The sequence below is a fragment of the Epilithonimonas sp. genome (assembly GCF_032055105.1).
In the GTDB taxonomy this organism is placed as follows: Bacteria; Bacteroidota; Bacteroidia; order Flavobacteriales; family Weeksellaceae; genus Epilithonimonas.
This window is the reverse complement of record NZ_DAMBRK010000009.1, coordinates 84,934-107,251: the sequence shown is the minus strand read 5'-3', so window position 1 is coordinate 107,251 and position 22,318 is coordinate 84,934. Positions and strand designations below refer to the sequence as shown.

General features: G+C 33.5%; 22 protein-coding genes. 14 read left to right on the top strand and 8 right to left on the bottom strand.

The features are described from left to right. The first annotated feature begins 169 nt into the window (after window positions 1–169). Entirely contained in the window at window positions 170–2,164 is a 1,995-nt protein-coding gene (locus RTY06_RS09580) for a S9 family peptidase (protein ID WP_312824510.1), read from the top strand. 109 nt (window positions 2,165–2,273) lie between these two features. On the opposite strand, the gene RTY06_RS09575 is transcribed toward RTY06_RS09580, so the two are convergent. Beyond that, the gene (locus RTY06_RS09575; protein ID WP_312824509.1) at window positions 2,274–3,140 is read right to left on the bottom strand and encodes an aldose 1-epimerase family protein; all 867 of its coding nucleotides are present in this window, start codon (window positions 3,138–3,140) and stop codon (window positions 2,274–2,276) included. A 127-nt stretch (window positions 3,141–3,267) separates the two neighbouring features. Between RTY06_RS09575 and RTY06_RS09570 the strand changes: the two genes are divergently transcribed. Genes RTY06_RS09570 through RTY06_RS09555 form a run of 4 tightly spaced genes read left to right on the top strand, consistent with a single transcriptional unit; the run spans window position 3,268 to window position 7,930 of the window. After that, a complete protein-coding gene (locus RTY06_RS09570; RefSeq protein ID WP_312824508.1) occupies window positions 3,268–4,428 on the top strand; it encodes a HAMP domain-containing sensor histidine kinase in 1,161 nt (386 codons plus the stop codon). A 14-nt stretch (window positions 4,429–4,442) separates the two neighbouring features. Continuing rightward, a complete protein-coding gene (locus RTY06_RS09565; protein WP_312824507.1) occupies window positions 4,443–5,570 on the top strand; it encodes a DUF6438 domain-containing protein in 1,128 nt (375 codons plus the stop codon). 49 nt (window positions 5,571–5,619) lie between these two features. Beyond that, window positions 5,620–6,972, top strand: a complete 1,353-nt coding sequence (locus tag RTY06_RS09560) for a DEAD/DEAH box helicase (protein ID WP_312824506.1) — start codon at window positions 5,620–5,622, stop codon at window positions 6,970–6,972. Window positions 6,973–6,994: 22 nt separating this feature from the next. Further along, on the top strand, window positions 6,995–7,930 hold the full coding sequence (locus tag RTY06_RS09555; protein WP_312824504.1) for a 3',5'-cyclic-nucleotide phosphodiesterase: 936 nt from the start codon (window positions 6,995–6,997) through the stop codon (window positions 7,928–7,930). 66 nt (window positions 7,931–7,996) lie between these two features. Here the strand turns inward: RTY06_RS09555 and RTY06_RS09550 are convergent, their stop codons facing one another. Together RTY06_RS09550 and RTY06_RS09545 are read right to left on the bottom strand one after the other, a co-directional pair. Next, on the bottom strand, window positions 7,997–9,307 hold the full coding sequence (locus RTY06_RS09550) for an ABC transporter permease (RefSeq protein WP_312824502.1): 1,311 nt from the start codon (window positions 9,305–9,307) through the stop codon (window positions 7,997–7,999). A gap of 52 nt (window positions 9,308–9,359) precedes the next feature. Then, window positions 9,360–10,265, bottom strand: coding sequence for an ABC transporter ATP-binding protein (locus RTY06_RS09545; protein ID WP_312824500.1), 906 nt, complete (start codon window positions 10,263–10,265; stop codon window positions 9,360–9,362). A 725-nt stretch (window positions 10,266–10,990) separates the two neighbouring features. Between RTY06_RS09545 and RTY06_RS09540 the strand changes: the two genes are divergently transcribed. The 5 genes from RTY06_RS09540 to RTY06_RS09520 all read left to right on the top strand — a co-directional run bounded on the left by RTY06_RS09540 (window position 10,991) and on the right by RTY06_RS09520 (window position 15,060). Next, complete coding sequence (locus tag RTY06_RS09540) at window positions 10,991–12,064, top strand: diphosphomevalonate decarboxylase (protein ID WP_312824499.1); 1,074 nt, start codon at window positions 10,991–10,993, stop codon at window positions 12,062–12,064. A gap of 371 nt (window positions 12,065–12,435) precedes the next feature. After that, window positions 12,436–12,756: a GIY-YIG nuclease family protein gene (locus RTY06_RS09535; protein WP_312824498.1), complete on the top strand. Its 321-nt coding sequence runs from the start codon at window positions 12,436–12,438 to the stop codon at window positions 12,754–12,756. Window positions 12,757–12,847: 91 nt separating this feature from the next. After that, window positions 12,848–13,714: a subclass B3 metallo-beta-lactamase gene (gene bla / locus RTY06_RS09530; protein WP_312824497.1), complete on the top strand. Its 867-nt coding sequence runs from the start codon at window positions 12,848–12,850 to the stop codon at window positions 13,712–13,714. A gap of 34 nt (window positions 13,715–13,748) precedes the next feature. Further along, on the top strand, window positions 13,749–14,681 hold the full coding sequence (locus tag RTY06_RS09525; RefSeq protein ID WP_312824495.1) for a hypothetical protein: 933 nt from the start codon (window positions 13,749–13,751) through the stop codon (window positions 14,679–14,681). Window position 14,682: 1 nt separating this feature from the next. Beyond that, on the top strand, window positions 14,683–15,060 hold the full coding sequence (locus RTY06_RS09520; RefSeq protein WP_312824494.1) for a VOC family protein: 378 nt from the start codon (window positions 14,683–14,685) through the stop codon (window positions 15,058–15,060). Between the two features lie 72 nt (window positions 15,061–15,132). Here RTY06_RS09520 and RTY06_RS09515 read toward each other — a convergent pair whose 3' ends face one another. Continuing rightward, entirely contained in the window at window positions 15,133–15,519 is a 387-nt protein-coding gene (locus RTY06_RS09515) for a DUF1634 domain-containing protein (protein ID WP_312824493.1), read from the bottom strand. Beyond that, window positions 15,520–16,350: a sulfite exporter TauE/SafE family protein gene (locus RTY06_RS09510; protein WP_312824492.1), complete on the bottom strand. Its 831-nt coding sequence runs from the start codon at window positions 16,348–16,350 to the stop codon at window positions 15,520–15,522. A 184-nt stretch (window positions 16,351–16,534) separates the two neighbouring features. On the opposite strand from RTY06_RS09510, the gene RTY06_RS09505 reads away from it, so the two are divergent. Continuing rightward, window positions 16,535–16,975, top strand: coding sequence for a nuclear transport factor 2 family protein (locus RTY06_RS09505; RefSeq protein WP_312824491.1), 441 nt, complete (start codon window positions 16,535–16,537; stop codon window positions 16,973–16,975). Window positions 16,976–17,138: 163 nt separating this feature from the next. Then, on the top strand, window positions 17,139–18,251 hold the full coding sequence (locus RTY06_RS09500) for a 5-(carboxyamino)imidazole ribonucleotide synthase (protein ID WP_312824489.1): 1,113 nt from the start codon (window positions 17,139–17,141) through the stop codon (window positions 18,249–18,251). Window positions 18,252–18,306: 55 nt separating this feature from the next. On the opposite strand, the gene RTY06_RS09495 is transcribed toward RTY06_RS09500, so the two are convergent. Together RTY06_RS09495 and RTY06_RS09490 are read right to left on the bottom strand one after the other, a co-directional pair. After that, on the bottom strand, window positions 18,307–18,720 hold the full coding sequence (locus RTY06_RS09495; RefSeq protein ID WP_312824487.1) for a hypothetical protein: 414 nt from the start codon (window positions 18,718–18,720) through the stop codon (window positions 18,307–18,309). A 73-nt stretch (window positions 18,721–18,793) separates the two neighbouring features. Next, window positions 18,794–19,765: an EamA family transporter gene (locus RTY06_RS09490; RefSeq protein ID WP_312824485.1), complete on the bottom strand. Its 972-nt coding sequence runs from the start codon at window positions 19,763–19,765 to the stop codon at window positions 18,794–18,796. A gap of 15 nt (window positions 19,766–19,780) precedes the next feature. Between RTY06_RS09490 and purE the strand changes: the two genes are divergently transcribed. After that, window positions 19,781–20,284, top strand: coding sequence for a 5-(carboxyamino)imidazole ribonucleotide mutase (purE, locus tag RTY06_RS09485; protein ID WP_312824483.1), 504 nt, complete (start codon window positions 19,781–19,783; stop codon window positions 20,282–20,284). A gap of 58 nt (window positions 20,285–20,342) precedes the next feature. Then, window positions 20,343–21,185 (top strand): hypothetical protein, encoded by an 843-nt coding sequence (locus tag RTY06_RS09480; protein WP_312824482.1) that lies wholly within the window; start codon window positions 20,343–20,345, stop codon window positions 21,183–21,185. 26 nt (window positions 21,186–21,211) lie between these two features. Here the strand turns inward: RTY06_RS09480 and RTY06_RS09475 are convergent, their stop codons facing one another. Next, entirely contained in the window at window positions 21,212–22,057 is an 846-nt protein-coding gene (locus tag RTY06_RS09475) for a prephenate dehydrogenase (protein ID WP_312824481.1), read from the bottom strand. Between the last annotated feature and the right edge of the window lie 261 nt (window positions 22,058–22,318).

The following is a 22,318-nucleotide window of genomic DNA, read 5'->3' as shown; positions in this document are numbered from 1 at the left end:
CGTTTTTTCAGGAAGATTATCAAATTGTCCAAAACTTAGTTGGGAAATAATCAATAAAGAAAAGAGTAAAAGTTTTTCACAAGAATTAGTTTTAAAGTGGTTATCCTCAAATTTAGATAATATTTTAATAACTTCGTCCGAGTTTTTCTCAATATCAATTACTTAAATAATGAAACTAAAAAAGATTCTTGCTGTAGCAATTGCAGCTCCTTTTATGATGAATGCACAACAGGTAATGACACCGGAAATCATGTGGACACTCAACCGTCTTGGCGTGCAGTCCGTTTCTCCGGATCAATCTTCTTTGATTTACAAAATCAGCAAAACAGACCTTAAAACAGAAAAATCCAATTCCGAAACTTTTTGGCTTAAATCTTCTGGGCAATCTACCAAAATTGATCTTGGAAAGAAAAGTTTGATTCAATGGGATAAAAATGGGATTTATGCTTTAGAAAACAACACGATTTTCTTGTCAAAAAATTCTGGAAATACCTGGGCAAAATTCTACGATATAGATGAGGTAGATAATATTGTGATCTCTCCAGATGGGAAAAAAATCGCTTTCAGCAAACAAGTTTTAGTGGAAAATCTTCTTGGGAAAGACAAATACAAAGACTTGCCAAAAACAACAGCTCAAATTTACACAGATCTCAATCACCGTCATTGGGACTATTTTAATGAAGGAAAATATAACCACGTTTTTGTGGTCAATATTTCCGAATCTGCAGACAAAGCGAAAGATTTGTTAGAAGGGAAAACTTGGGATTCGCCACAAAGACCTTTTGGTGGTGCAGAAGATTTTGTTTGGAGTCCAGATTCATCGGAATTGCTTTATGTGACTAAGGCAAAATCTGGAGCCGAATATGCTCAAAGTACCAACACAGATATCTTTGCTTACAATATTGCTTCCGGAAAAACTGTGAATTTAACAGAAGGAATGAAAGGTTACGATGTGAATCCTAAATTCAGTAATGATGGAAAATTCCTGCTTTGGAATTCTATGGATAGAGATGGTTATGAAGCAGATAAAAATGATATCGTGATTATGGATTGGAAATCCAAAGCGAAAACTAATTTGACAAAAGCTTGGGACGAGAGCGTGACAGGTGATGTAAAATGGGCTTCGGATTCCAAATTGATATATTTCACTTCGGCTTTCAGAGGAACTAAGCAATTGTTCTCAGTCGATGTTAAAAACAAAACCGTAAAACAAATCACAAAAGGCGATTTTGATATCAATGATGTTGTTTTGGAGAACAAAGGCAAACTTTGGGTAACAAAAACGGATATCAATCACAGTGCAGATTTGTTCGAAGTTGATTCTAAAGGTTCTTTGAAACAAATTACTGATATTAATAAAGATAATTATTCCAAATTAGTCGCAGGAAAATCTGAACTTAAAATGGTTAAAACAACGGACGGAAAAGAAATGGGAGTTTGGTTCCATTATCCACCTAATTTTGACCCGAATAAAAAATATCCGACTTTGGTTTATTGCCAAGGTGGACCGCAATCTGGATTAACACAGTTTTTCTCCACAAGATGGAATTTTGCTTTGATGGCAGCTAACGGTTACATTGTTGTCGCTCCGAACAGAAGAGGAATGCCAGGCTGGGGCGTAAAATGGAATGAAGAAATCAGTGGTGATTGGGGCGGACAACCGATTAAGGATTATTTGTCAGCGACGGATTTTGCTAAAACGTTACCGTATGTAGATGGAAATAGAGTAGCAGCAGTTGGCGCAAGTTACGGCGGATATTCTGTATTTATGCTGGCTGGCGTTCACGAGAATAGATTCAAGACTTTTATCGCTCACGACGGATTGTTTGATATGAAATCTTGGTACGGAACAACTGAAGAACTTTGGTTCGCTAATTGGGATTTGGGTGGAAACTACTGGCAAAAACCAACTCCGAAAGCTTATTCAGAATTTAATCCGAGTAATTTTGTGGACAAATGGAATAAACCAATTATGGTGATCCAAGGTGGAATAGATTTCCGAGTTCCTTACGAGCAAGGTCAGGGAGCTTTCCAAGCGGCAAAACTGAAAGGTCTTAAAACCAAATTCCTTTACTTCCCGAACGAAAATCACTGGGTTCTACATCCACAAAACGGTTTGGTTTGGCAAAGAGAATTCTTTGATTGGTTGAAAGAAACTTTGTAGAATCAAAATCTAATAACAAACCCTTTCAGAGTTCTAAACTCTGAAAGGGTTTTTCTTTGCGACTTTTTCAATAATCTTAAAAGTTTTTTTTGCGACTTTGCGATAAAAATTACTCAATCTCAACCGCCCAATCAGCTTTCCAATCTCCATTTTTTTCCAATTTCAAAATCCCAGATTTCTTCGTCAATTCCTGATTGTGATTTTCCAAATCCGCAATTCCTTGCCAAGGTTCTAAGCAAACAAAATCCGCATTTTTCGCTGCCCAAATTCCGAAGTAAGGAAAATTTGAGAAAGTGAAAATTACTTTATCCATATTTTTGTGATTTCTCAGAATCAGTTCTTTGCTTTTCATTGTTGTTGTTACCAAAGCATCTTTTGAGAAAGTTTTATAAGACAAAGGCAACGTTTTATTTTTAAATTCAATGGTTTGAGTTTCGTTGCTGATAAGATTATCAATCAAAGGATGGATTTCCAGTTTTTCATCATCAGAAAAAACAATTTCGTAATCATTATAACTCAATCCATTTTTTGTGTCAATTGCGAATCCCGGATGTGCACCAAGTGAAAAATACATTTCTTTTTCAGACAGATTTTTTACTTGATAAGAAACCGTCAGTTTATTCTCAGCCAAAGTATATTTGATTTCCAAACTGAATTCGAAAGGATAGATTTTCAAAGATTCTTCATCAGATTTTAATTCAAAAATAACTTCGTTTTCAGAAGATTCTTTGATATCAAAAACTCGTCTTCTTGCAAAACCGTGGCGAGGAAGCTCGTAATTTTTACCTTCAAAAATATATTGTTCATTTTTCAAAGCGCCGACAGTTGGAAAAAGAACAGGACTTTGTCCGCCCCAAAAATCAGGATTTCCGCTCCACATTATTTCTTTTCCGTTTTCGAGATTGATTAGAGAAGTTAATTCTGCTCCCAGTTCGTTGAAAGTCGCTTTCAGTTTTGTATTTTGAATTGTTATCATTTTTTTAAATTTAATCAAATACAAATATCAACATTAATCTTTGAATTTTACTCTAATATCTAATGTCTAACATCTAACATCTAATTTTTATATAATAAATTCCTAAATTGCCGTTTTATAAGTAACAATGAAAGGTCTTAATTTTCTGAAACGTATCAATAGCTGGGTTGTATATTTTATATTGACCTCTATTGTTGCAGGAATTATCATTTCGTCCAATTTCCTGATTCAACATCTTAGAAGTAAGGAAACTGAGAGAATCAAATCTCTGGCAACAGCAATGCGTTATCTTCAGGATACTGATATTGACCCGAGATTCAATGAATTAGCACTTTATGTCATTAGCGAAAACGAAGATTTGCCAATCATTGTCACAGATAAAAAAGGGAACTTATTGGAAAGCCGAGGAATTTCCGATGATATTCTGAAAGATAAGGAAAAATTAAAATCAAAACTGACCGAAATGGCAAGCAAGTATCCGCCTTTCGAGATTCAGCTTCCTGATTTTAACAATCAATATTTGTATTATGATAATTCTGATTTGATGAATTATCTACGTTATTATCCACTTTTGTTGGCAATTTTTATTTCGCTTTATCTTGTTTTTTCTTTTTGGTTTTTACGATTGTTGAAGAAAACCGACGAAGGTTTTGTTTGGGCAGGTTTGGCAAAAGAAACAGCGCATCAGATTGGAACACCGCTTTCCTCAATGATTGGCTGGGTCGAGATTATGAAGCTGGAAGATGAAAATGGATTAGGTGTAAAAGAATTGGAAATGGATGTTAATCGACTGAAAACCATTTCGGAACGTTTCTCAAAAATTGGTTCAATTCCTACGCTTAATGATCTTGATATTAATGAAACAGTTCAGCAGAACTATGATTATCTGAAATCCAGAATTTCCACAAAAGTTGAATTCACTTTAAGAAAAACTTACGAACCCGTTCTCGTTCCACACAGCAGAATCCTGATGAGCTGGGTGATTGAAAACCTAGTAAAAAATGCAGTTGATGCAATGAAAGGCGAAGGGAAATTAGAATTGTCACTTTATAAAAAAAATAAAAGCGTTTACATCGATGTTACCGATACAGGAAGCGGAATGACAAAACAACAAATCCGAAACGCTTTCAAACCTGGATTTTCCACCAAAAAACGCGGCTGGGGATTAGGACTTTCCTTAACAAAAAGAGTAGTTTCCGAATACCACAGAGGCGATGTCAGAATTGCAAATTCTGAAGTTGGAAAAGGAACGACTTTTAGGATTATTTTGAGAGAAGAGCAGAAGTAATAACAATTTTATTTATGAAGTTGATTTATCAAATATTTCTTGTGACAATCTTTTTGATTTCTTGTAAATCTGAAAAGCAGGAACAATTTGAAAAAGATATTATTGGAGAATGGAATTTTGCGAAATATTTACAATTGCATAAACAAGATGATAAACAAACTATAGAAGAACCACCTTCTCCGTTTAATTTAAATCTAGGCGGTTTTATTTTTAATAAGGATGGAACTTTAGTTGATGAAGCAGGTTTTTTTGATATTGATGAAGGAAAGTCAAGAGAAGAAAGAAGAGTTTTTTATAAAGGCGATTCAACAAATTATAAAATTATTGATGATAGTCTGAAGATTTTTAATCCCATCGAAAAGTCTTGGAATAGATATAAAATAATCTCTATTTCTAAGGATACTTTAACGCTTCAAAAAAATAAAGACTATTACTTAAAATATTATAAACCGACTTATAAGCTAAACCCAAATGAAACTTTCGATAAGATAATTGTTTCATCTTCCGGTTGTTATGGGACTTGTGCTATTATGAGTATAGAGTTTAATAAAAATGGAGATGTTCTTTATTTGGGCGAAAAATACAATACAGTCAACGGATATTATACTTCTAAAATCCCAAAATCAGAATTTAAGTCTATTGAAAAATCATTTAAAAAAGTGAATATTAATAGACTTGATAATATCTATTCTGCCAATTTTACAGACGGAAATACGATTACTGTTTCATTTGTGAGAAACAATAAAATTATCAAAACTATTTCAGATTACGGAAGTCAAGCTCCATCAAAATTAATTTTTGCTTATAGAAAAGCAATGTTTAAGTATCAACAACTAAAGTTATCCAAATTTCCCAAAAAAGAAAATTTTCCAAATTCAGCTTGGATAAATTTCGATGAAAATAGTAAACAAATTTTTCTATCACAATCAGAGAAATTTCTTCTTTTAAATGAAATTTTAAATGCGAAAAAAGTTCAATCTAATTTCAAAACAAAGTACAAATTAATAATCTATAACGATAACGATAATGATTTTGTTTTAGAATCAGACGGCAGATTCTATAAACATAAAAATGATATTTATGATTTGGGGTATAATTTCTTTGATATTAATAATTTAGAAAATAGAACTGAACATTTTTGAAATGTCAATTGTAATTTCCCTTTGATTTCAAAATCCATATCTTTGCAAAATGAATAAAACCACTTTTGCAGATTTCGATTTACCGGAAAAGATTCTTGATGTTCTAGCCGATTTAGATTTATTTGAACCGACTCCGATTCAGGAAAAAAGTTTGAAACCGATTCTTTCGGGTCGCGATGTGATGGGAATTGCACAGACCGGAACCGGAAAAACTTTGGCTTATCTGCTTCCTGTTCTCAAAACTTGGAAATATAACAAAACGGGAAATCCAACAGTTTTGGTTCTCGTTCCTACAAGAGAATTGGTAGTTCAGGTAACAGAAGTTCTTGAAAAACTGACGGAAAATATTACTGCAAGAGTTATCGGAGTTTATGGTGGTAAAAATATTAATACACAGAAGTTGTTGTTCAATGACGGATGTGATATTTTGGTGGGAACGCCTGGGCGTGTAATGGATTTGTCGATTGACAATGCAATTTCTCTCAGAGAAGTTAATAAATTAATCATTGACGAATTCGACGAAATGCTGAATCTTGGTTTCCGTCCGCAATTGACTCATATTTTCGAAATGATGAAAGAGAAAAGGCAAAACATTCTTTTCTCAGCAACAATGACCGAAGCTCTAGACGAAATCCTAAATGAATATTTCGCTTCTCCAATCGAGATTTCCTTGGCAAGATCAGGGACACCTTTGGAAAAAATTACGCAATCTGCAATTCCTGTTGATAATTTTAATACCAAATTGAATTTGCTGATTCATCTTTTGAAAACCGAAGATAATTTGGAGAAAATCCTGATTTTCGCTAATAATAAAAAACACGCGGATTTAATTTTTGATAAATTAAATGTCGAATTTCCTAATGAATTTGGTGTTATTCACTCGAACAAATCTCAGAATTTCAGATTAAGAGTCATGCAGGAATTCAGCAATGAAAAATTGCGAGGCGTGATTACTACGGATATTATGGCGAGAGGTTTGGATATTCCGGACATTTCTCACGTTTTCAACTTCGAAGTTCCAGAAGTTCCGGAGCAATACATCCACAGAATTGGTAGAACCGGACGTGCAGATAAAGACGGAATCGCTATTACTTTCTTCACCAAAAAAGAAGAAGCTCAACTTCTTGACATCGAATTATTGATGGATAAAGAAATCAATAAAACCGAATTCCCACAAGAAGTTACTATTTCTAAAGTCAAAATAGCTTCTGAACAGGATGAAGTGAAAATGAAATTCCTAACCACAGCCAAACTCAACGAAGGCGAATCTGCTTTCCACGAGAAAAAAGACAAGAACAAAAAAATCAATCTTGGTGGACCAAGTAAGCGAAAAGCACCAAAAAAATTTGGAGCAAACAGAGCGCAACAAAAAGCGAAATCTAAGGCTAAGAAAAAGAAATAAACAGAACATCGGATTCAATGTTATGAAGAAATTTATCGTTTCTGCTATTGTTTTCTTTTCGTTAATGATGGAATCGCAAACTTTTGATATTGTCCCGTTGGGAATTTATGGAGGTGAAGAAGAAGATAATTTGTCATCCTATTTAATTTCTAAGCACAATGCTAATCAGTTTTTGGCGCTGGATGCAGGAACAATTAATGCAGGAATTAAAAAGTCTATAGAAAAAGGTACGTTTTCGGTTTCAAGAGATGTTGTTCTCAAAGATTATATCAAAGCTTATTTTATATCACATGGTCATTTGGATCATATTTCTGGTTTAATCATCAATTCTCCTGCAGATTCTAAGAAAAACATCTATGCCATTCCGTTTGTGCAAGATATTATAAAGAAACATTATTTTATTAATGATACTTGGGCAAATTTTACAGATGAAGGTGTTGCTCCTATTGGAAAATATACGTTGAAAAATTTGGATACTCAGAGTAATACAGAAATCCCAGAAACTGGATTGAAAATAAAAGCTTTCGAACTGAGTCATACCAAATATTATAAAAGTTCTGCAGTTTTGGTTAATCACAACAATCAGTATGTTTTATATCTTGGCGATACTGGAGCAGATAGAATTGAGGAAAGTAAAGATTTAGAAATTCTTTGGAAAAGCATTGTTGAATTAATCAAGAAAAATAGTTTAAAGGCGATTTTGATAGAAGTTTCTTTTCCTAATAATCAACCCGAGAAATTTCTTTTTGGTCATCTTACTCCCAATTTGCTGAACGAAGAATTTTCTAAATTGGCAAAACTTGCAAGCAAGGAAAAGATGAAAAATTTTAAGGTTATAGTTACCCATAGAAAACCAACCGGCAACAACCCAGAGATTATAAAAAAAGAATTGCTGCAAAATAATTCTTTGGAACTTAATTATATTTTCCCCGTTCAGGGAGAAAAATTAAGTTTTTAATTACAGAATTTGATTTTGTTTTTAGCTAAAATAAACCCTCAGAATTTTCTGAGGGTTACTTTTTTATTAATTCCTAATCCACTTCCAAATCTCCTTCAAAGTCGCCTTATTTCCATACATTAAGATTCCAACTCTATAAATTTTCGCTGCAATGTAAACCATCAATAGAGTAGAAGCAATCAATAGGAAAATCGATAACAAAATCTCCCAAAGCGGAACTCCAAATGGGATTCTCGCAATCATTGCAACTGGCGACGTAAACGGAATAATAGACAACCAAAAAGCCATTGGTCCGTCTGGATTTTTCATAATCGTAAAACTTCCATAAAGTCCCAACATCAACGGAACAATCGCAAACATCGTGAATTGCTGAGTTTCCGTTTCATTATCAACTGCACTTCCAATCGCGGCATACATCGAGCTATAAAAGATATAACCGAACAAAAAGAAGAACACAAAAACCCCGATAATTCCAATATAATTCATATCCAAAAGAACGTGAGAAATCTCGGTAGCTGTTTGTTGGAAATCCATATTTTTCATCATTTCGCCTTGTTCTGCGGGGATGTTTTTGTGCATTGCTGCAAATCCTGTGTTGAGGAAAAGCGCCGCAGTTACAGACATTGCAATCCAAACGATAAACTGAGTGAGAGCTACCAAAGTCACGCCCAATATTTTTCCCATCATCAGCTCAAAAGGCTTTACAGATGAGATGATGATTTCTACAACGCGGTTGTTTTTCTCTTCCAAAACGCTTCGCATTACTCTTACGCCATAGATAATGATGAACATAAAAACGACATACATTAATCCAAAACTCAACGCTGTTTTGATTCCGAAAGCGAGATCGCTTTCTGGGCTGTCACTTTCCGTCACATTTTGAGAAATGATTTTGAAATTTTTATCAAGATTTACAATTCTGTCTTCGGAGATTCCCAGTTGTTTTATTTTTTCTTTTTTTAGAATATTGCTTAGGTCTGTCGCAACAGCAGATTTTGTATCGATGCCAATTTTTTTATTCGTTAGTAGTTTTGTTCCACTTTCCAGCGCATCAAAATTCTTATCTTTCAGTTCAGGAATAATGAGAATTCCGTCAGAACCTTCTCTTTCTTTCAGTGTTTTTACCAAAGCATCTTCTGTATTCGCCGGTACAAAAGTGTAAGTAATATCTTTTGTTGATTTCAATTGACCAGCGAAAATTCCGCTTTTGTCAACCACTTCAAATTTGTATTCAGCTTCGTTGGCTTTGAACATAAAACCAATTAACGCACCAAATCCCACTATCATCAATGGGGCCAAAATCGTCAAAATAATAAAAGATTTTTTCTTAACCTGCGTCAGAAATTCTCTTTTCGTTATGAGGAATATATTTTTCATTCTTTTTGTAAAAAGTAAAATGTATTAAGTAAAAAGTAAAATCCGTCAACTATCAACCACGAACAGCATTAATGAAAACCTCATTCATACTCGGGATTTTCTCGTTGAAGGTTCTTATCGTTCCCGTTTTCAGAAGGTCTTGCAAAAGAATGTTTTGATTCTCTGTATTTTTCAATTCAAAATTGAAAAGACCATTCGCAGTTCCAAGATTTTCGATTTGATACTTTTTCGTCAGTTCCTCCAGGTTTTCAGAATTCACATCCGACAAAACCACAGAAAAAACATTTTGTTTAAACTGCTCTCGAACATCAAAAACTTTCCCGTCCAGAACTTTCTTAGAATTATTAATCAACGCCACAAAATCACACATTTCCTCCACACTTTCCATTCGATGCGTTGAGAGAATGATTGTCGTTCCTTCGTTTTTCAATCGGATGATTTGGTCTTTGATGAGATTTGCATTCACAGGGTCAAAACCAGAAAAAGGCTCATCCAGAATCAAGAGCTTTGGGCGATGCAGAACAGTTACCACAAACTGAATTTTCTGCGCCATTCCTTTGGAAAGTTCACTCAGTTTTTTCTTCCACCATTGGTCGATATTCAGTTGTTCGAACCAGAATTTCGCTTGCGAAAGCGCTTCTTGTCGGGACATTCCTTTCAATTCACCAAAATACAAAAGCTGGTCGCCCACCGTCATATTCTTGTAAAGACCGCGTTCTTCCGGCATATAACCAATGTTTTTGATATGTTCCGGATTCAGTTTTTGGCCGTCAATCCAAACATTTCCTTCGTCGGCTTGAGTGATTTGATTAATGATTCGGATAAACGACGTTTTTCCGGCACCATTTGGCCCAAGAAGCCCGTAAACACTCGCTGTTGGAACTTCAATAGAAAAGTCCTGAAGCGCAATTTTCTTACCGGCGTTGTATGTTTTTTTGATATGTTCTGCTCTCAGCATACAGATTTTTTTAATTTTTTTAGAAGCAAGACGATTGGTCCTTCGATTCACTATTCCAACCCGCTTTCCGTTACAATCTTTTTGTTTTCCGAAGAAAAACAAAAAGGATTTCCACTACAATCGGGGCTATGTTGAGGTTTCGTATTTCTTCTCAACCGATTTTTAAAACCTCACAAAATTAGTTTAAAAAAGACAAAAATGTTACATAAATACTTTGTAATTCAACTGTACTTTATCATTACGCCAAAACTCAATTACGACTTACTGGGATTCATTAATCAATTTTTATCATAAAAAAATAGAATTAATGATTTTTGCAACTTGCTGATTTGTAATGAAATCCGTGCATCTGCCTCAACGTAATGAATCAACAGCTCAACGTAATGAATCAACGACCTAACGAAATGAATCAACGCTTCAACGTAATAAATCAATGAGTTAAATAATTAAATCAAAGGCATTACTAACTTAATCAACAAGACTTTGTAATGGATCAACCACTCTTCGAAATGTGTTTTGAGCTTATCCAAGCTCTTTAGGAGTTAACTGATATAGTCAAAGCTCCGTAGAAGTAATCCCATTGCTTTGAGATTATATTCTTAGCTATCAACAAAATATTTTTAATAAGTTCAAAAAATCTTTGTGGACTTTGTATTCAAAACCCCAAAGTCGAATTTAAAATAATTAAATTTGCCCAACAAAAGCAATTTGCTAAAATCCAAACTATGACTCAAGAATTTTTGGGAAGTTCCCAATTCCAGATATCCAATCAACTCGTTTACGCAAGCTGTCCATCCAATATCGCACTCATCAAATATTGGGGAAAATACGAAAATCAAATTCCAGCTAATCCAAGTATCAGCTATACTTTGAACCATTGCAGAACCAACACAACGATGGAGTTTTTTGCAGGAGAGGACTTTTCTGTTCAGACTTTTTTAGCTGGAAACGAAGAGAAAAAATTTGCGGAAAAAATTGAAAAATATTTCAAAAACATCGAGCAATACTTGCCTTGGATTCTGAAAGGAAAATATATCATCAAAACCGAAAATACCTTTCCTCACAGTTCAGGAATTGCAAGTTCAGCTTCAGGTTTCGGAGCGATTGCAAAATGTCTGATGAACTTAGATGAAATTTTTGCAGAAAAGAATCAAGAAGGCTTCGAGAGCCTCAGCCTGACAAAAGAGAAAAAAGCTAGTTTTTTAGCAAGATTGGGAAGTGGAAGTGCTTGTAGAAGTCTTTACGAAGGTTTGGTTGTTTGGGGGAAAACCGAAGAAGTAGAAGGAAGTTCGGATTTGTTTGCTGTTCCTTATAATAATGACGAGATTCATCCGATTTTCAGAAACTTCAACGATTGGGTTTTATTGATTCACGAGGGGCAGAAATCGGTTTCTTCAACGGTTGGTCACGGTTTGATGAATACCAATCCTTATGCAGAAAGACGTTTTCAAGAAGCTCACGAGAATTTTACCAAACTGAAAACAATTCTTTCATCAGGCGATATGGAAGGTTTCATCAAATTGGTTGAACACGAAGCTTTGACACTTCACGCTATGATGATGATGAGCGCCCCTGCTTTTATACTGATGCAAACAGGAACTTTGCAAGTCATTAATAAAATTTGGGAGTTTAGAAGAATTACAGGTTTAGCTTTGTTCTTTACACTAGACGCAGGAGCGAATGTTCATCTTCTTTTCCCAAATGATATAGATAACGATAGAATCACAGATTTCATCAAAACAGAACTGATTCCATTCACGCAGAAAGGTGGAGTCGTGAAAGATGTGATGAGGTTTTAGTTTTTGTAAGATGTATTAAGTTAAATTATTAAATCAACATCTAACAGTCTTTTTGTCATTCCGTAGGAATCTCAACACAGAAGCAACATAGCAGTTTATATTCCTCCGGAATGACAAAGCAACTTTTTAAATTTTTATGAAAAAGAAAATTATTTGGTTTGTTATTTTGTTAATTATACTCTTGTTTGGGTTATATACATATTCTGAATATCAAAAAGGAACATTAATTGGAACTTGGGGGCGAAATAGAACAATTAATTGGAAGTAAGTATAACCACACTATTTGTCATTCCGAAGGAATCTCAACATAGAAGAAAACAGCAGTTTAGATTCCTTCGGAATGACAAAATTGCTTAAAAAACACAATACAAATGATTGAATTTCCAGAAGGAGCTTATACGTTTTATGTTTACATTCTGACAAATAAAAACCGAACAGTTCTTTATACTGGAGTCACAAACAATCTTCATGTTAGATTGCATCAACATAAAACTAAAACAAATCCAAGCAGTTTTACAACAAAATATAATATTAAGTTTTTGGTTTATTATGAAAAGTTTGGTTGGATTCAGCAAGCGATTGAACGCGAAAAAGAAATAAAGGATCTGTCAAGAAATAAAAAATTGGAATTGATAAGAATTCAAAATCCTAATTTGGAATTTTGGAATCATTTATTTCAGCAACAATTTTAAATAGCCCATTTTTGTCATTCCGGAGGAATCTCAGCAGTCTAGATTCCTCCGGAATGACAAAATTGTGGATAATCAATCAATATTATTAATTATGAAAAAACTTACAATACTTTTCCTAATAATCATTTCTTTCATCGGAAATGCACAAACTGTAACTGAACCAAAAAACAATCCTGAAAAATGGTCGCAGCCTTATGAACCATTCAGAATTGTTGGGAATTTGTATTATGTCGGAACGTATGATTTGGCGTCTTATCTTATTGTTACCAACAAAGGAAATATTCTTATCAATACAGGTTTAGCCGATTCTTATCCACAAATCAAAGCGAATATTGAGAAGTTAGGATTTAAATATAAAGACATCAAAATCTTGACTTTGACTCAAGCTCATTTTGACCATATGGGCGCAATGGCTGATATCAAAGCTGATACAGGTGCAAAACTTTACGTTGACGAAGCAGAATTAGCAGAACTAAAATCCGGTGGAAAATCAGATTACGAATTGGGGAAATACGGAGTGACTTTCAAACCTTTGACTCCTGATTTTCTTTTGAAAAATAATGACAAAATCAAATTAGGAAATACAATTTTAACTTTGCTTCATCATCCTGGTCACACAAAAGGTTCTTGCAGTTTTATTTTCGAAACAAAAGATAAAGATAGAACTTATAAAGTTCTCATCGCAAATATGCCGTCTATTATAATTGACCACAAATTTTCTGATGTTCACTCTTATCCAACTATGCAAAAAGATTATGCTTATACTCTGGATGCAATGAAAAAATTGGATTTTAATGTTTGGGTAGCTTCACACGCAAGTCAGTTTGATTTACACGAAAAACGTAAATCAGGAGATGCTTATAATCCGAAAGTATTTATGGATAAAGAAAATTATTTCAAAGAGTTGAAAGAGTTAGAAGTTGAGTATTTAGAAAAATTGAAAGAGGAATCAAAATAAAAATATTGTCTTCATCGTTTTAAAATCAAAAAGAATGAGGAACAAATTTCTACTCTGCAATGTCATTTTTATTTTAAGTCTAATTATTCTTTTCTTGAATGACCATTTTTTGAAGTTACATTTTCACAATTGGTTTACGGGAAAATTATCTGATGTCGCAGGAATTATTTTATTCCCTTTTCTATTGTCTTTTTTATTTCCAAGACTTCGTCATAGCTCTGTTTATATTACTGCCTTATTTTTTACGTTTTGGAAATCTATTTATTCAGAAAAATTCATTGAAATTTATAATTTGATATCACCGATTTCAATTCATCGAGTTGTTGATTATACAGATTTGTTTGTGTTAATTTTTCTTGTGATTCCATATTGTTTTATTAGAAATCAAGGTAGAATCAAGTTTCTTGAAATCGGAAAAATCTCTCCTGCTTTTCTTGTTCTTCCAAGTGTTTTGGTTTTGATGTCAACTTCTCCGTCTGGATATTATCACTATAATCCTAATCGTGGAAATATTTCGTTTAGCAGTAATTTTGTTTTTTCGGTTGAAGGGAAGAATAAGGACGAAGTGATTTCAGAATTCAGTAAAAGAAATATCTCAGTTCATAAAGATACAGCCTATATCATTAATGAACATTATTATCAGCTTTTAAACGGCAAAATAATTGAAAAGAATCTTAAATCTGAAACTGAAATTTATAAAATTAATCAGGACTCATTGAAACAAGAGATTTTTAAAAAGGTTACTTCCAGTGATGACTATGTTATCGATTCTCTGCAATTTGGAGATGAAAAAGTGAAAAATGTTCGTTTTGGGATGTTCAATGTCACAAATCCTAAAACAGGAGTTTCAGCAGAAATTCATCTCAGATATTTGACAACAGACAAGAATTTATCTGAAGGTTCTGTTCAAAGGAAATTGAAGAAATTTTATAAGGAAGCCATAAAAGAAGAATTTAAAAAGTTTTAAAATGCAAATCCACCACATCGCAATCATCTGTTCCAATTACGAAGTCTCCAAAAAATTCTATACGGAAGTTTTAGGGCTCAATATCATTCGTGAAGTTTATCGTGAAGAGAGACAATCTTACAAACTGGATTTGGCAATCGGGGAACATTATGTCATCGAATTATTTTCTTTCCCAAATCCGCCAAAACGTCCTTCAAGGCCAGAAAGTTGTGGGCTTCGCCATTTAGCTTTTTCAGTTGAAAATGTAGAAGAAAAACGAAATGAATTAATTCAAAAAGGTTTGGATTGTGAAGAAATCAGAATCGATGAATTTACCGATAAACGATTCTTTTTTACATCTGACCCAGATAATTTGCCTTTGGAATTCTATGAGGATTAGACTGGGAGATAATAGACGGATAGATGATAGACTTTGAAAAATCATTTATAATTCATCAATAATTTATAATTACTAATGTGCATATCCTGTTAAGAAACTGACAGTCATAATCACAAGAACGATGGTTGAAATCACTACATAAACGTAATCTTTCTCTTTCAGATAACCGATTAAAGCAAAAATAATTCTTACTAACGGCGTCAAAATCAAAAGTAAAATCCCCAGCTGAATAATTGCCATTCCTTCACCTTTACAAAGAGAGTTCCAAAAATGTCCCCAAACTTTTTCAGAGGAATCTCCCATTTCCAAAAGCGTATATTTTCTAGGCATCACAAAACCTTCGGAGAAAAGTTTTATAAAACCTACTAGTGAAGTTACAACAGAAAGAATTACACCTAATCTTAGGAGATTGCCAACCGAACGATTGAGGTCTATATCAGTAAAAGGTCTTGTTCTCATTTAGTTGAAATTTTTGGCAATACCGTTATACATCATATAAATCGAAAGAATTGTAATCACAATGGCGAAAAATACTTTCAGCTTCTTTGTTTTAGAAATCATGAGCGTTTTAGAACCAATAAAACTTCCGACAACTACACCAATCAAAACCGGCGCAGCAATTACAGGAATAATCTGTCCTCTTTGGAAATAAATCAAAGCACCTGCAACAGCTGTTACTCCAATCATAAAATTACTTGTCGTAGTTGAAACTTTGAAAGGTAATTTCATCATATTATCCATCGCGAGAACCTTCAAAGCACCAGAGCCAATTCCTAAAAGTCCGGACATTGCACCTGCAAAAACCATCATACAAAATCCTCCAATACTGTTTCTGGCAGCATAACTTTTGATTCCGTCTTTGTCTGGGAAAGTTCCGTAGAGCTTCAGTTTGTGTTCTAAACTTCCTTTGATTAATTCTTCTTGATGGTCGGGTTTTCCTCTTAAATTTAATAAAACTGTCAGAATTAAAATGCTTGCGAATATGATTCCGATTGTATTTGGATTAAGAAATCCTGAAACTAATGCACCGGAAACTGCTCCTGCTGTAGTAGCAATTTCCAGAAACATCCCGATTCTCATATTAGTAAAACCCTCTTTCACAAAAGCAACAGCAGCACCCGAAGAAGTTCCTATAACCGAGATAAGAGAAGCGCCAATTGCATAATGCATCGGAACGCCAAAACCAAGTGTAAGAAGAGGAATAATGATGACACCGCCACCCAGACCTGTAAGAGAACCCATCAATCCGGCAGCGATAGCTCCAATAAAGAGAATTATGATTTCTGACATCCGACAAATATAAAACCTTTGAGAGGAATTTTATCTTAAAATTCATTAATTTTTAATGTTTCTGATTCCGATAAAATATACCGAATTGATAGGAAATGAGCGTTTTAGAACTTTGATTTTATCTTATTTCGTAAAAGAAAAATCCGACAAAAAATCTCTATTTTTGTGAACAAATAATCTGCAGATGAAAATCGGAATTTTATTATTGACTATTCTTCCAATGGTTTGTTTTTCTCAGACATCGGAAGAGGGTTTGGTGAAAGCAACAGTCAATCAATTATTTAACGGAATGAAAACTTCTGATTCTATATTGATAAAAAAATCATTTCATAAAAATGCTGTTTTGCAGACCATTACAAAAACTGCGGAAATTAAAAATGAAAGTATTAATGATTTTGCATTGAGTATTTCCAAAGCCGAAAAAGGAAGTTTGGATGAGAGAATCACTTTTTCGAATGTTTTAATTAATGGAAATCTGGCTTCTGTTTGGACGCCTTATGAATTTTATTACAAAGGTCAGTTCTCGCATTGCGGTGTCAATTCTTTTCAATTGGTAAAATCGAATAATGAGTGGAAAATCCAGTATATCATCGATACAAGAAGAAAAGATAATTGTAGGAAATAATATCAATAGGAATGGGCTTTAGCCCATTTTTTAATTTAAAAATCAATTGACTTTAGTCAAAAAATAATTTGCGAAATTTGCGTTTAAAAATAAATCTAAAAAGAAAGTAAAAAATGAAACGCTTAGCGTTCCATCTAACAAATTAAAAAAAATAAATATTAAGATGAAAATCGGAATTTTAGGAGGTGGACAACTCGGTCGAATGTTCATTCAGGAAGCATTGAAATATGATGATGAATTCTATGTTCTAGATCCAAATCCAGAATGTTCTTGTGCGAATATTTCACATTTCACAAGAGGAAATTTCAATGATTATGACACGGTTTTGGAATTTGGAAGAGACAAAGATGTTGTAACGATTGAGATTGAACACGTGAATGCAGATGCGCTGGAAGAACTGGAAAATCAAGGTGTAAAAGTCGTTCCGAATTCTAAAATTATCAAAATTATTCAGCAGAAGATTCTTCAGAAACAATTCTATGAAGAAAATAGAATTCCGTCTCCAGAGTTTGAAATAATGGACAGAAGTGAAGATGAAATTAAAATCCAAATTCCGTTTGTTCAAAAACTAAATACAGGCGGTTATGACGGAAAAGGCGTTCAGTTGCTTCGTTCCAATGACGATTGGAGAAATCTTTGGACTCAGGAATCTGTTTTGGAAAATCTAGTTGATATCGATAAAGAATTATCCGTTATTGTTGCTAAAAATGAAAGCGGAGAAATCAAGACTTTTCCGGTAACAGAAATGGTTGCTGATCCAAAGCTAAATCTTCTCGATTTCAATATTTGTCCGGCTGATATTTCTAATGAAACTCAGAATCAGATTGATGTCATTGCGAATCAATTCATCAAAAGTGCAGATTCTGCAGGACTTTTTGCCATAGAATTATTCCTTGATAAAAACGGAAAAGTTTGGGTGAATGAAACTGCACCGAGACTGCATAATTCTGGGCATCAATCACAAGAAGGCAATGCCAATTCTCAGTTCGAACAATTTTATAGAGTTGTTACAAATCAACCTTTAGCGGATACAGACGCATTCGGATTTTCAGGAATGCTGAATCTTGTTGGAGAAGAGAATCACTCTGGAAAAGTAAAATATCAAGGTTTACAAGAAGTTCTGAAGCTTCCAAAAACCTATGTTCATCTCTACGGAAAAACCGAAACCAAACCGGGAAGAAAAATGGGACATATCAATGTTCTGGCAGATTCTAGAGAAGAATTGATGGAAAAATTAATTCAGATTAAATCTTTGGTAAAAGTGATTGCAGAATAATAAAAACGGTCAGGAAAAATCTGACCGTTTTTTATTTGATTTTGTTGATAGAATTTTATTTAGCCTTCATTTTTTCCAAAGTCTCGTTATAGGAATCTTTGAGGTCCTTTTTTGCATTTTCTGTACTTTGTTTTGCTCTTAATCTCGCACTATCCATATCATTTTTAATATTTTGCGAGGTTCTGTTAATACTTGCTTTGGTATTTTGCCAGGCGAGATTAGCATCGTCTAAAGCTTTTTGAGCCGCAATTTCTGCTTGTTTATCACCTCTTTGTATCGCTGTATTTAAGTCAGATTGGGCTTTATTAATTTTGGCTTTCGCTTCTGCATCTGTTAAAGTAGAAGTTTCTGTAGTTACAACAGCCAGAGTATCACGGTTTTGATCTGTTACAATGGTTTTTTCTTCCTTTTTACAAGAAATTGCAGATAAGAACAGGATAGAAGAGGCGATTAATGTTAGGTTTTTCATAATAAGAATTATTTTGATTGATAATTTGATTTTCTATTGCATATCAAATTATGTACTAAAAATAATTTCTTTTTTATTTTTTTCGGAGTTTAAGCATCCCGGGTTTATAATTGATGATAAAAACACCGCTGATAATTAAAGCTGTAGCAATAATGAATTTTTCAGAAATCGATTCTCCAAGAATCAGCCAGCTTAAGAAAATACTGATAATCGTATTAACATAAGAAAGCATAGAAACTTGCGTTGGAAGTAATGTTTTTAATAAATAATTATAAGCGAAGAAAGCTAGAACAGAACCGAAAACTGCCAGATAAATAATCGCAGAAATACTTTTTACAGACCAACTTTCAAAATCTATTTTATCTGAAAAGGAAAATGCGAAAATCAATTGGATAATTCCTGCCCAAGCAAATTGATAGAAAAGATTCAGGAAAAGGTTGTTATTTTGAACGTGAAGTTTCTTAGTGTAAATTGTTCCGATTGCCCAGCCTAAAAGTGCCAAAATCATTACAATCAAACCATTTCTGTAATCTGGATTTGAAAGTTCGCTCAGTCCGTCCCAGAAAATAAAAATGATTCCGGAAAAGCCCATTAGAAGCCCAACTAAAGTTCTGAAAGTAAATTTTTCCATTCCAATAATCATACTTCCGATAAATATAAAAACTGGCGAAAGTGCGCTCATCAAAGAGGCTAAACTACTCGTTAAGTTTTTCTCAGCGACAGTTGTTAAACCATTCGCACCAATCAAAAGTAATGAGGATAAAGTCAATTGAATTCTAAAATTTTTCCAGCCAATCCATTTCAGATTTTTGGTAAAAATTAAAAATGGTAAAAGAATCAATGAGGCTAAAAACTGACGAAATCCTGCAACAAACCAAGGCGGAACTGTTTCCACTCCGATTTTGATACCAAGAAAGGTTGTGCCCCAAACAATGGCAACAATGAGAATAGCGATAATGGTTTTGGAATTCAAATCTGGAAAATTAAGAAGCAAAGATATTTCAAAAAACTCGAATTCTACTGATAAATCTTTATCTTTGAGCATCTAATAAAAATTGAAATGGTCGGAATAATAATGGGCAGTCAAAGTGATTTGCCAATAATGCAACAAGCTGCAGATTTTCTAAAATCTTTGGAAATTCCGTACGAACTAACAGTCGTTTCTGCACACAGAACGCCGGAACGTATGTTCGATTATGCAAAATCGGCAAAAGAAAGAGGATTGAAAGTTATTGTTGCAGGAGCTGGAGGCGCTGCTCATCTTCCCGGAATGGTTGCCAGTTGTACGACTTTGCCAGTGATTGGCGTTCCGATTTTGTCCAGCAATTCTATTGACGGTTGGGATTCAGTGTTGTCGATTCTTCAGATGCCTTCTGGGATTCCTGTTGCAACGGTAGCATTGAATGGCGCTGCTAATGCCGGAATTCTCGCCGCAAAAATCATTGGAACTTCCGATTCTGAGGTTTCAGAAAAACTTCAAAAATATCAGGAATCGTTGAAAGATAAAGTGCTTGGAACTGTTGATGAAATTAAGAAGTTGCATCCGAATCAGTTTGATAAATAAATATGCTTTCTAAATGAAAATCTTGGTTAAAATTCTTTTTACAATTTTCATTTTAATTATGACAGACATTTTCGCAAGCCCGCAAATGCCTGATTATATTATTTATAAAAAAGATACAATTCCAACTTATAATTTAATTCTAGAGCAATATCTCCAAAAACAAAATTCAGATGAAGGGAGATTATTTGGATTAAGTTTTAGAGGCTCTGAAAATCTTGGTGTTTCACTCAATTGCTGGAGAGGTTATCAAGCAATATATGAAGTTATTAATAATAAATTATATCTTACAAAAATAATTTCTTGTGGTGCATTGAAATATACAACTTCAATTAATATTGAAGAATCAACGAGAAAAATTAAAGAGATATTTGGAGATAAAGTTGAAGACAATCGAGTATTGATAGATTGGTTTTCGGGAATCATTAATTTTCCTCAAAAGATTAAAAATAATAGACAGCTTCGTTGGGATGGTGTTTTCTATAAAATATTTGAATATGAAACTGTTTTGGAATTTAGTAGCGGAAACTTGGTAAGACAAGAAGAAGTTCATAATTATCAAAAAATACCGAAAGCAATAAATCGGATTGATAAGGACAAAGTTTCAGATATTCTTTTCAAAAAATTAAGAAAACAAAAATGGGAAAACGATTGTTCTGAAAAGTACCTTGTTACTATTGGTGAAAATGGTAGAATTTCTCAAGTCAGAATGACATATTCTGAAAAAGAACTTGAGGACCTTTTTGAGAAAGATGATTATAGCTATTGTATTAAAAAATTTGAGAGCGCTCTCAGTGATTTACAATTTGATATTATAAAAGATAGAGGAAAAGCTATTTCCGAAGATATTTACATTCAAATATGGCAAAAAGAAAATGGAAAACTTGAAAATTGGACTCATTGAGAATATTTCAGTTTTCCATTCAGATTTTACTTATCCAAAATCCCCCGAATCTTATTCGCATTTCTAATTAATTCCTCCAAGTAATCAAAATTCTCTTTTTCCAAAGCAGATTTGAATTTTCTAAGCTGTGAAATATGCTCATTAAGAACATCCAAAACATTTTCTTTATTCTGACGAAAAATGGGAACCCACATTTCAGGATGAGATTTAGCCAAACGAACTGTACTTGAGAAACCCGAACTCGCTAATTGAAAAATCGTATCTTCTTCACGTTCTTTTTCCAAAACTGTGTTAGCAAGCGCATAAGAGGTAATATGTGAAATATGCGAAATGTAAGCTGTGTGAATATCGTGTGCATCAGCATTCATATAGATGGGATGCATTTCTAAAGTATTGATGACTTGTTCTACAATTTCCAGAGCATTTTTGTCGGATTCTTCTTTGTTACAAATCACGGCTGCTTTTCCTGTAAAACTGTTTTTGGTTGCAGCAATTGGACCAGAATTTTCTGTCCCCCACATTGGATGAAAAGCGACAAATCGTTTCCTGTTTGGATGATTTTTAATCAAATTTACAATGCCAGATTTTGTAGAACCAACGTCCATTACGGTTTGATTTTCATTAATCAAATCCAAAACATCTGGTAATATTTTCTTTGCTGAATCTACCGGAACAGAAATGATAATCAAATCAGAATTCTTGATTCCATTTTCAAACTCTGCTTTTTCATCAATGATATTGAGTTCTAGAGCTTTGTTGAGGTTTTCTTCATTTTGGTCAATTCCGTAAACGAAATTGGTAAAGTTTTTCTCTTTTAATTTCAAGGCGATAGACCCGCCAATCAATCCTGTTCCTATAATGCTTATCTTCATTTTATTTTCAATTTTTTTAACGAAAAAACCCCGTCTTTAGGACGAGGTTTTGATATTTCTACATACGAATCCTAATCCTGTTTCAGGGTCAAAATTGCGTAATAATATGTTCTGTTTGTTGTTTTCACAAAACGAAGATAGAAATTAATTTTCTAAAATTCAAATTAAAAACTTTATAATTTACCACATAGACACATAGTTTACAAAGTTTTGATTAAGGTAAAATAGTTATTTAGACTTTTTAATGCTAATAATTCTATA

Bases quoted from the DNA above. Each gene is read 5' to 3' on its own strand.
- RTY06_RS09580 (WP_312824510.1), top strand. From the start codon at position 170: ATGAAACTAAAAAAGATTCTTGCTGTAGCAATTGCAGCTCCTTTTATG.
- RTY06_RS09575 (WP_312824509.1), bottom strand. From the start codon at position 3,140: ATGATAACAATTCAAAATACAAAACTGAAAGCGACTTTCAACGAACTG.
- RTY06_RS09570 (WP_312824508.1), top strand. From the start codon at position 3,268: ATGAAAGGTCTTAATTTTCTGAAACGTATCAATAGCTGGGTTGTATAT.
- RTY06_RS09565 (WP_312824507.1), top strand. From the start codon at position 4,443: ATGAAGTTGATTTATCAAATATTTCTTGTGACAATCTTTTTGATTTCT.
- RTY06_RS09560 (WP_312824506.1), top strand. From the start codon at position 5,620: ATGAATAAAACCACTTTTGCAGATTTCGATTTACCGGAAAAGATTCTT.
- RTY06_RS09555 (WP_312824504.1), top strand. From the start codon at position 6,995: ATGAAGAAATTTATCGTTTCTGCTATTGTTTTCTTTTCGTTAATGATG.
- RTY06_RS09550 (WP_312824502.1), bottom strand. From the start codon at position 9,307: ATGAAAAATATATTCCTCATAACGAAAAGAGAATTTCTGACGCAGGTT.
- RTY06_RS09545 (WP_312824500.1), bottom strand. From the start codon at position 10,265: ATGCTGAGAGCAGAACATATCAAAAAAACATACAACGCCGGTAAGAAA.
- RTY06_RS09540 (WP_312824499.1), top strand. From the start codon at position 10,991: ATGACTCAAGAATTTTTGGGAAGTTCCCAATTCCAGATATCCAATCAA.
- RTY06_RS09535 (WP_312824498.1), top strand. From the start codon at position 12,436: ATGATTGAATTTCCAGAAGGAGCTTATACGTTTTATGTTTACATTCTG.
- bla (WP_312824497.1), top strand. From the start codon at position 12,848: ATGAAAAAACTTACAATACTTTTCCTAATAATCATTTCTTTCATCGGA.
- RTY06_RS09525 (WP_312824495.1), top strand. From the start codon at position 13,749: ATGAGGAACAAATTTCTACTCTGCAATGTCATTTTTATTTTAAGTCTA.
- RTY06_RS09520 (WP_312824494.1), top strand. From the start codon at position 14,683: ATGCAAATCCACCACATCGCAATCATCTGTTCCAATTACGAAGTCTCC.
- RTY06_RS09515 (WP_312824493.1), bottom strand. From the start codon at position 15,519: ATGAGAACAAGACCTTTTACTGATATAGACCTCAATCGTTCGGTTGGC.
- RTY06_RS09510 (WP_312824492.1), bottom strand. From the start codon at position 16,350: ATGTCAGAAATCATAATTCTCTTTATTGGAGCTATCGCTGCCGGATTG.
- RTY06_RS09505 (WP_312824491.1), top strand. From the start codon at position 16,535: ATGAAAATCGGAATTTTATTATTGACTATTCTTCCAATGGTTTGTTTT.
- RTY06_RS09500 (WP_312824489.1), top strand. From the start codon at position 17,139: ATGAAAATCGGAATTTTAGGAGGTGGACAACTCGGTCGAATGTTCATT.
- RTY06_RS09495 (WP_312824487.1), bottom strand. From the start codon at position 18,720: ATGAAAAACCTAACATTAATCGCCTCTTCTATCCTGTTCTTATCTGCA.
- RTY06_RS09490 (WP_312824485.1), bottom strand. From the start codon at position 19,765: ATGCTCAAAGATAAAGATTTATCAGTAGAATTCGAGTTTTTTGAAATA.
- purE (WP_312824483.1), top strand. From the start codon at position 19,781: ATGGTCGGAATAATAATGGGCAGTCAAAGTGATTTGCCAATAATGCAA.
- RTY06_RS09480 (WP_312824482.1), top strand. From the start codon at position 20,343: ATGACAGACATTTTCGCAAGCCCGCAAATGCCTGATTATATTATTTAT.
- RTY06_RS09475 (WP_312824481.1), bottom strand. From the start codon at position 22,057: ATGAAGATAAGCATTATAGGAACAGGATTGATTGGCGGGTCTATCGCC.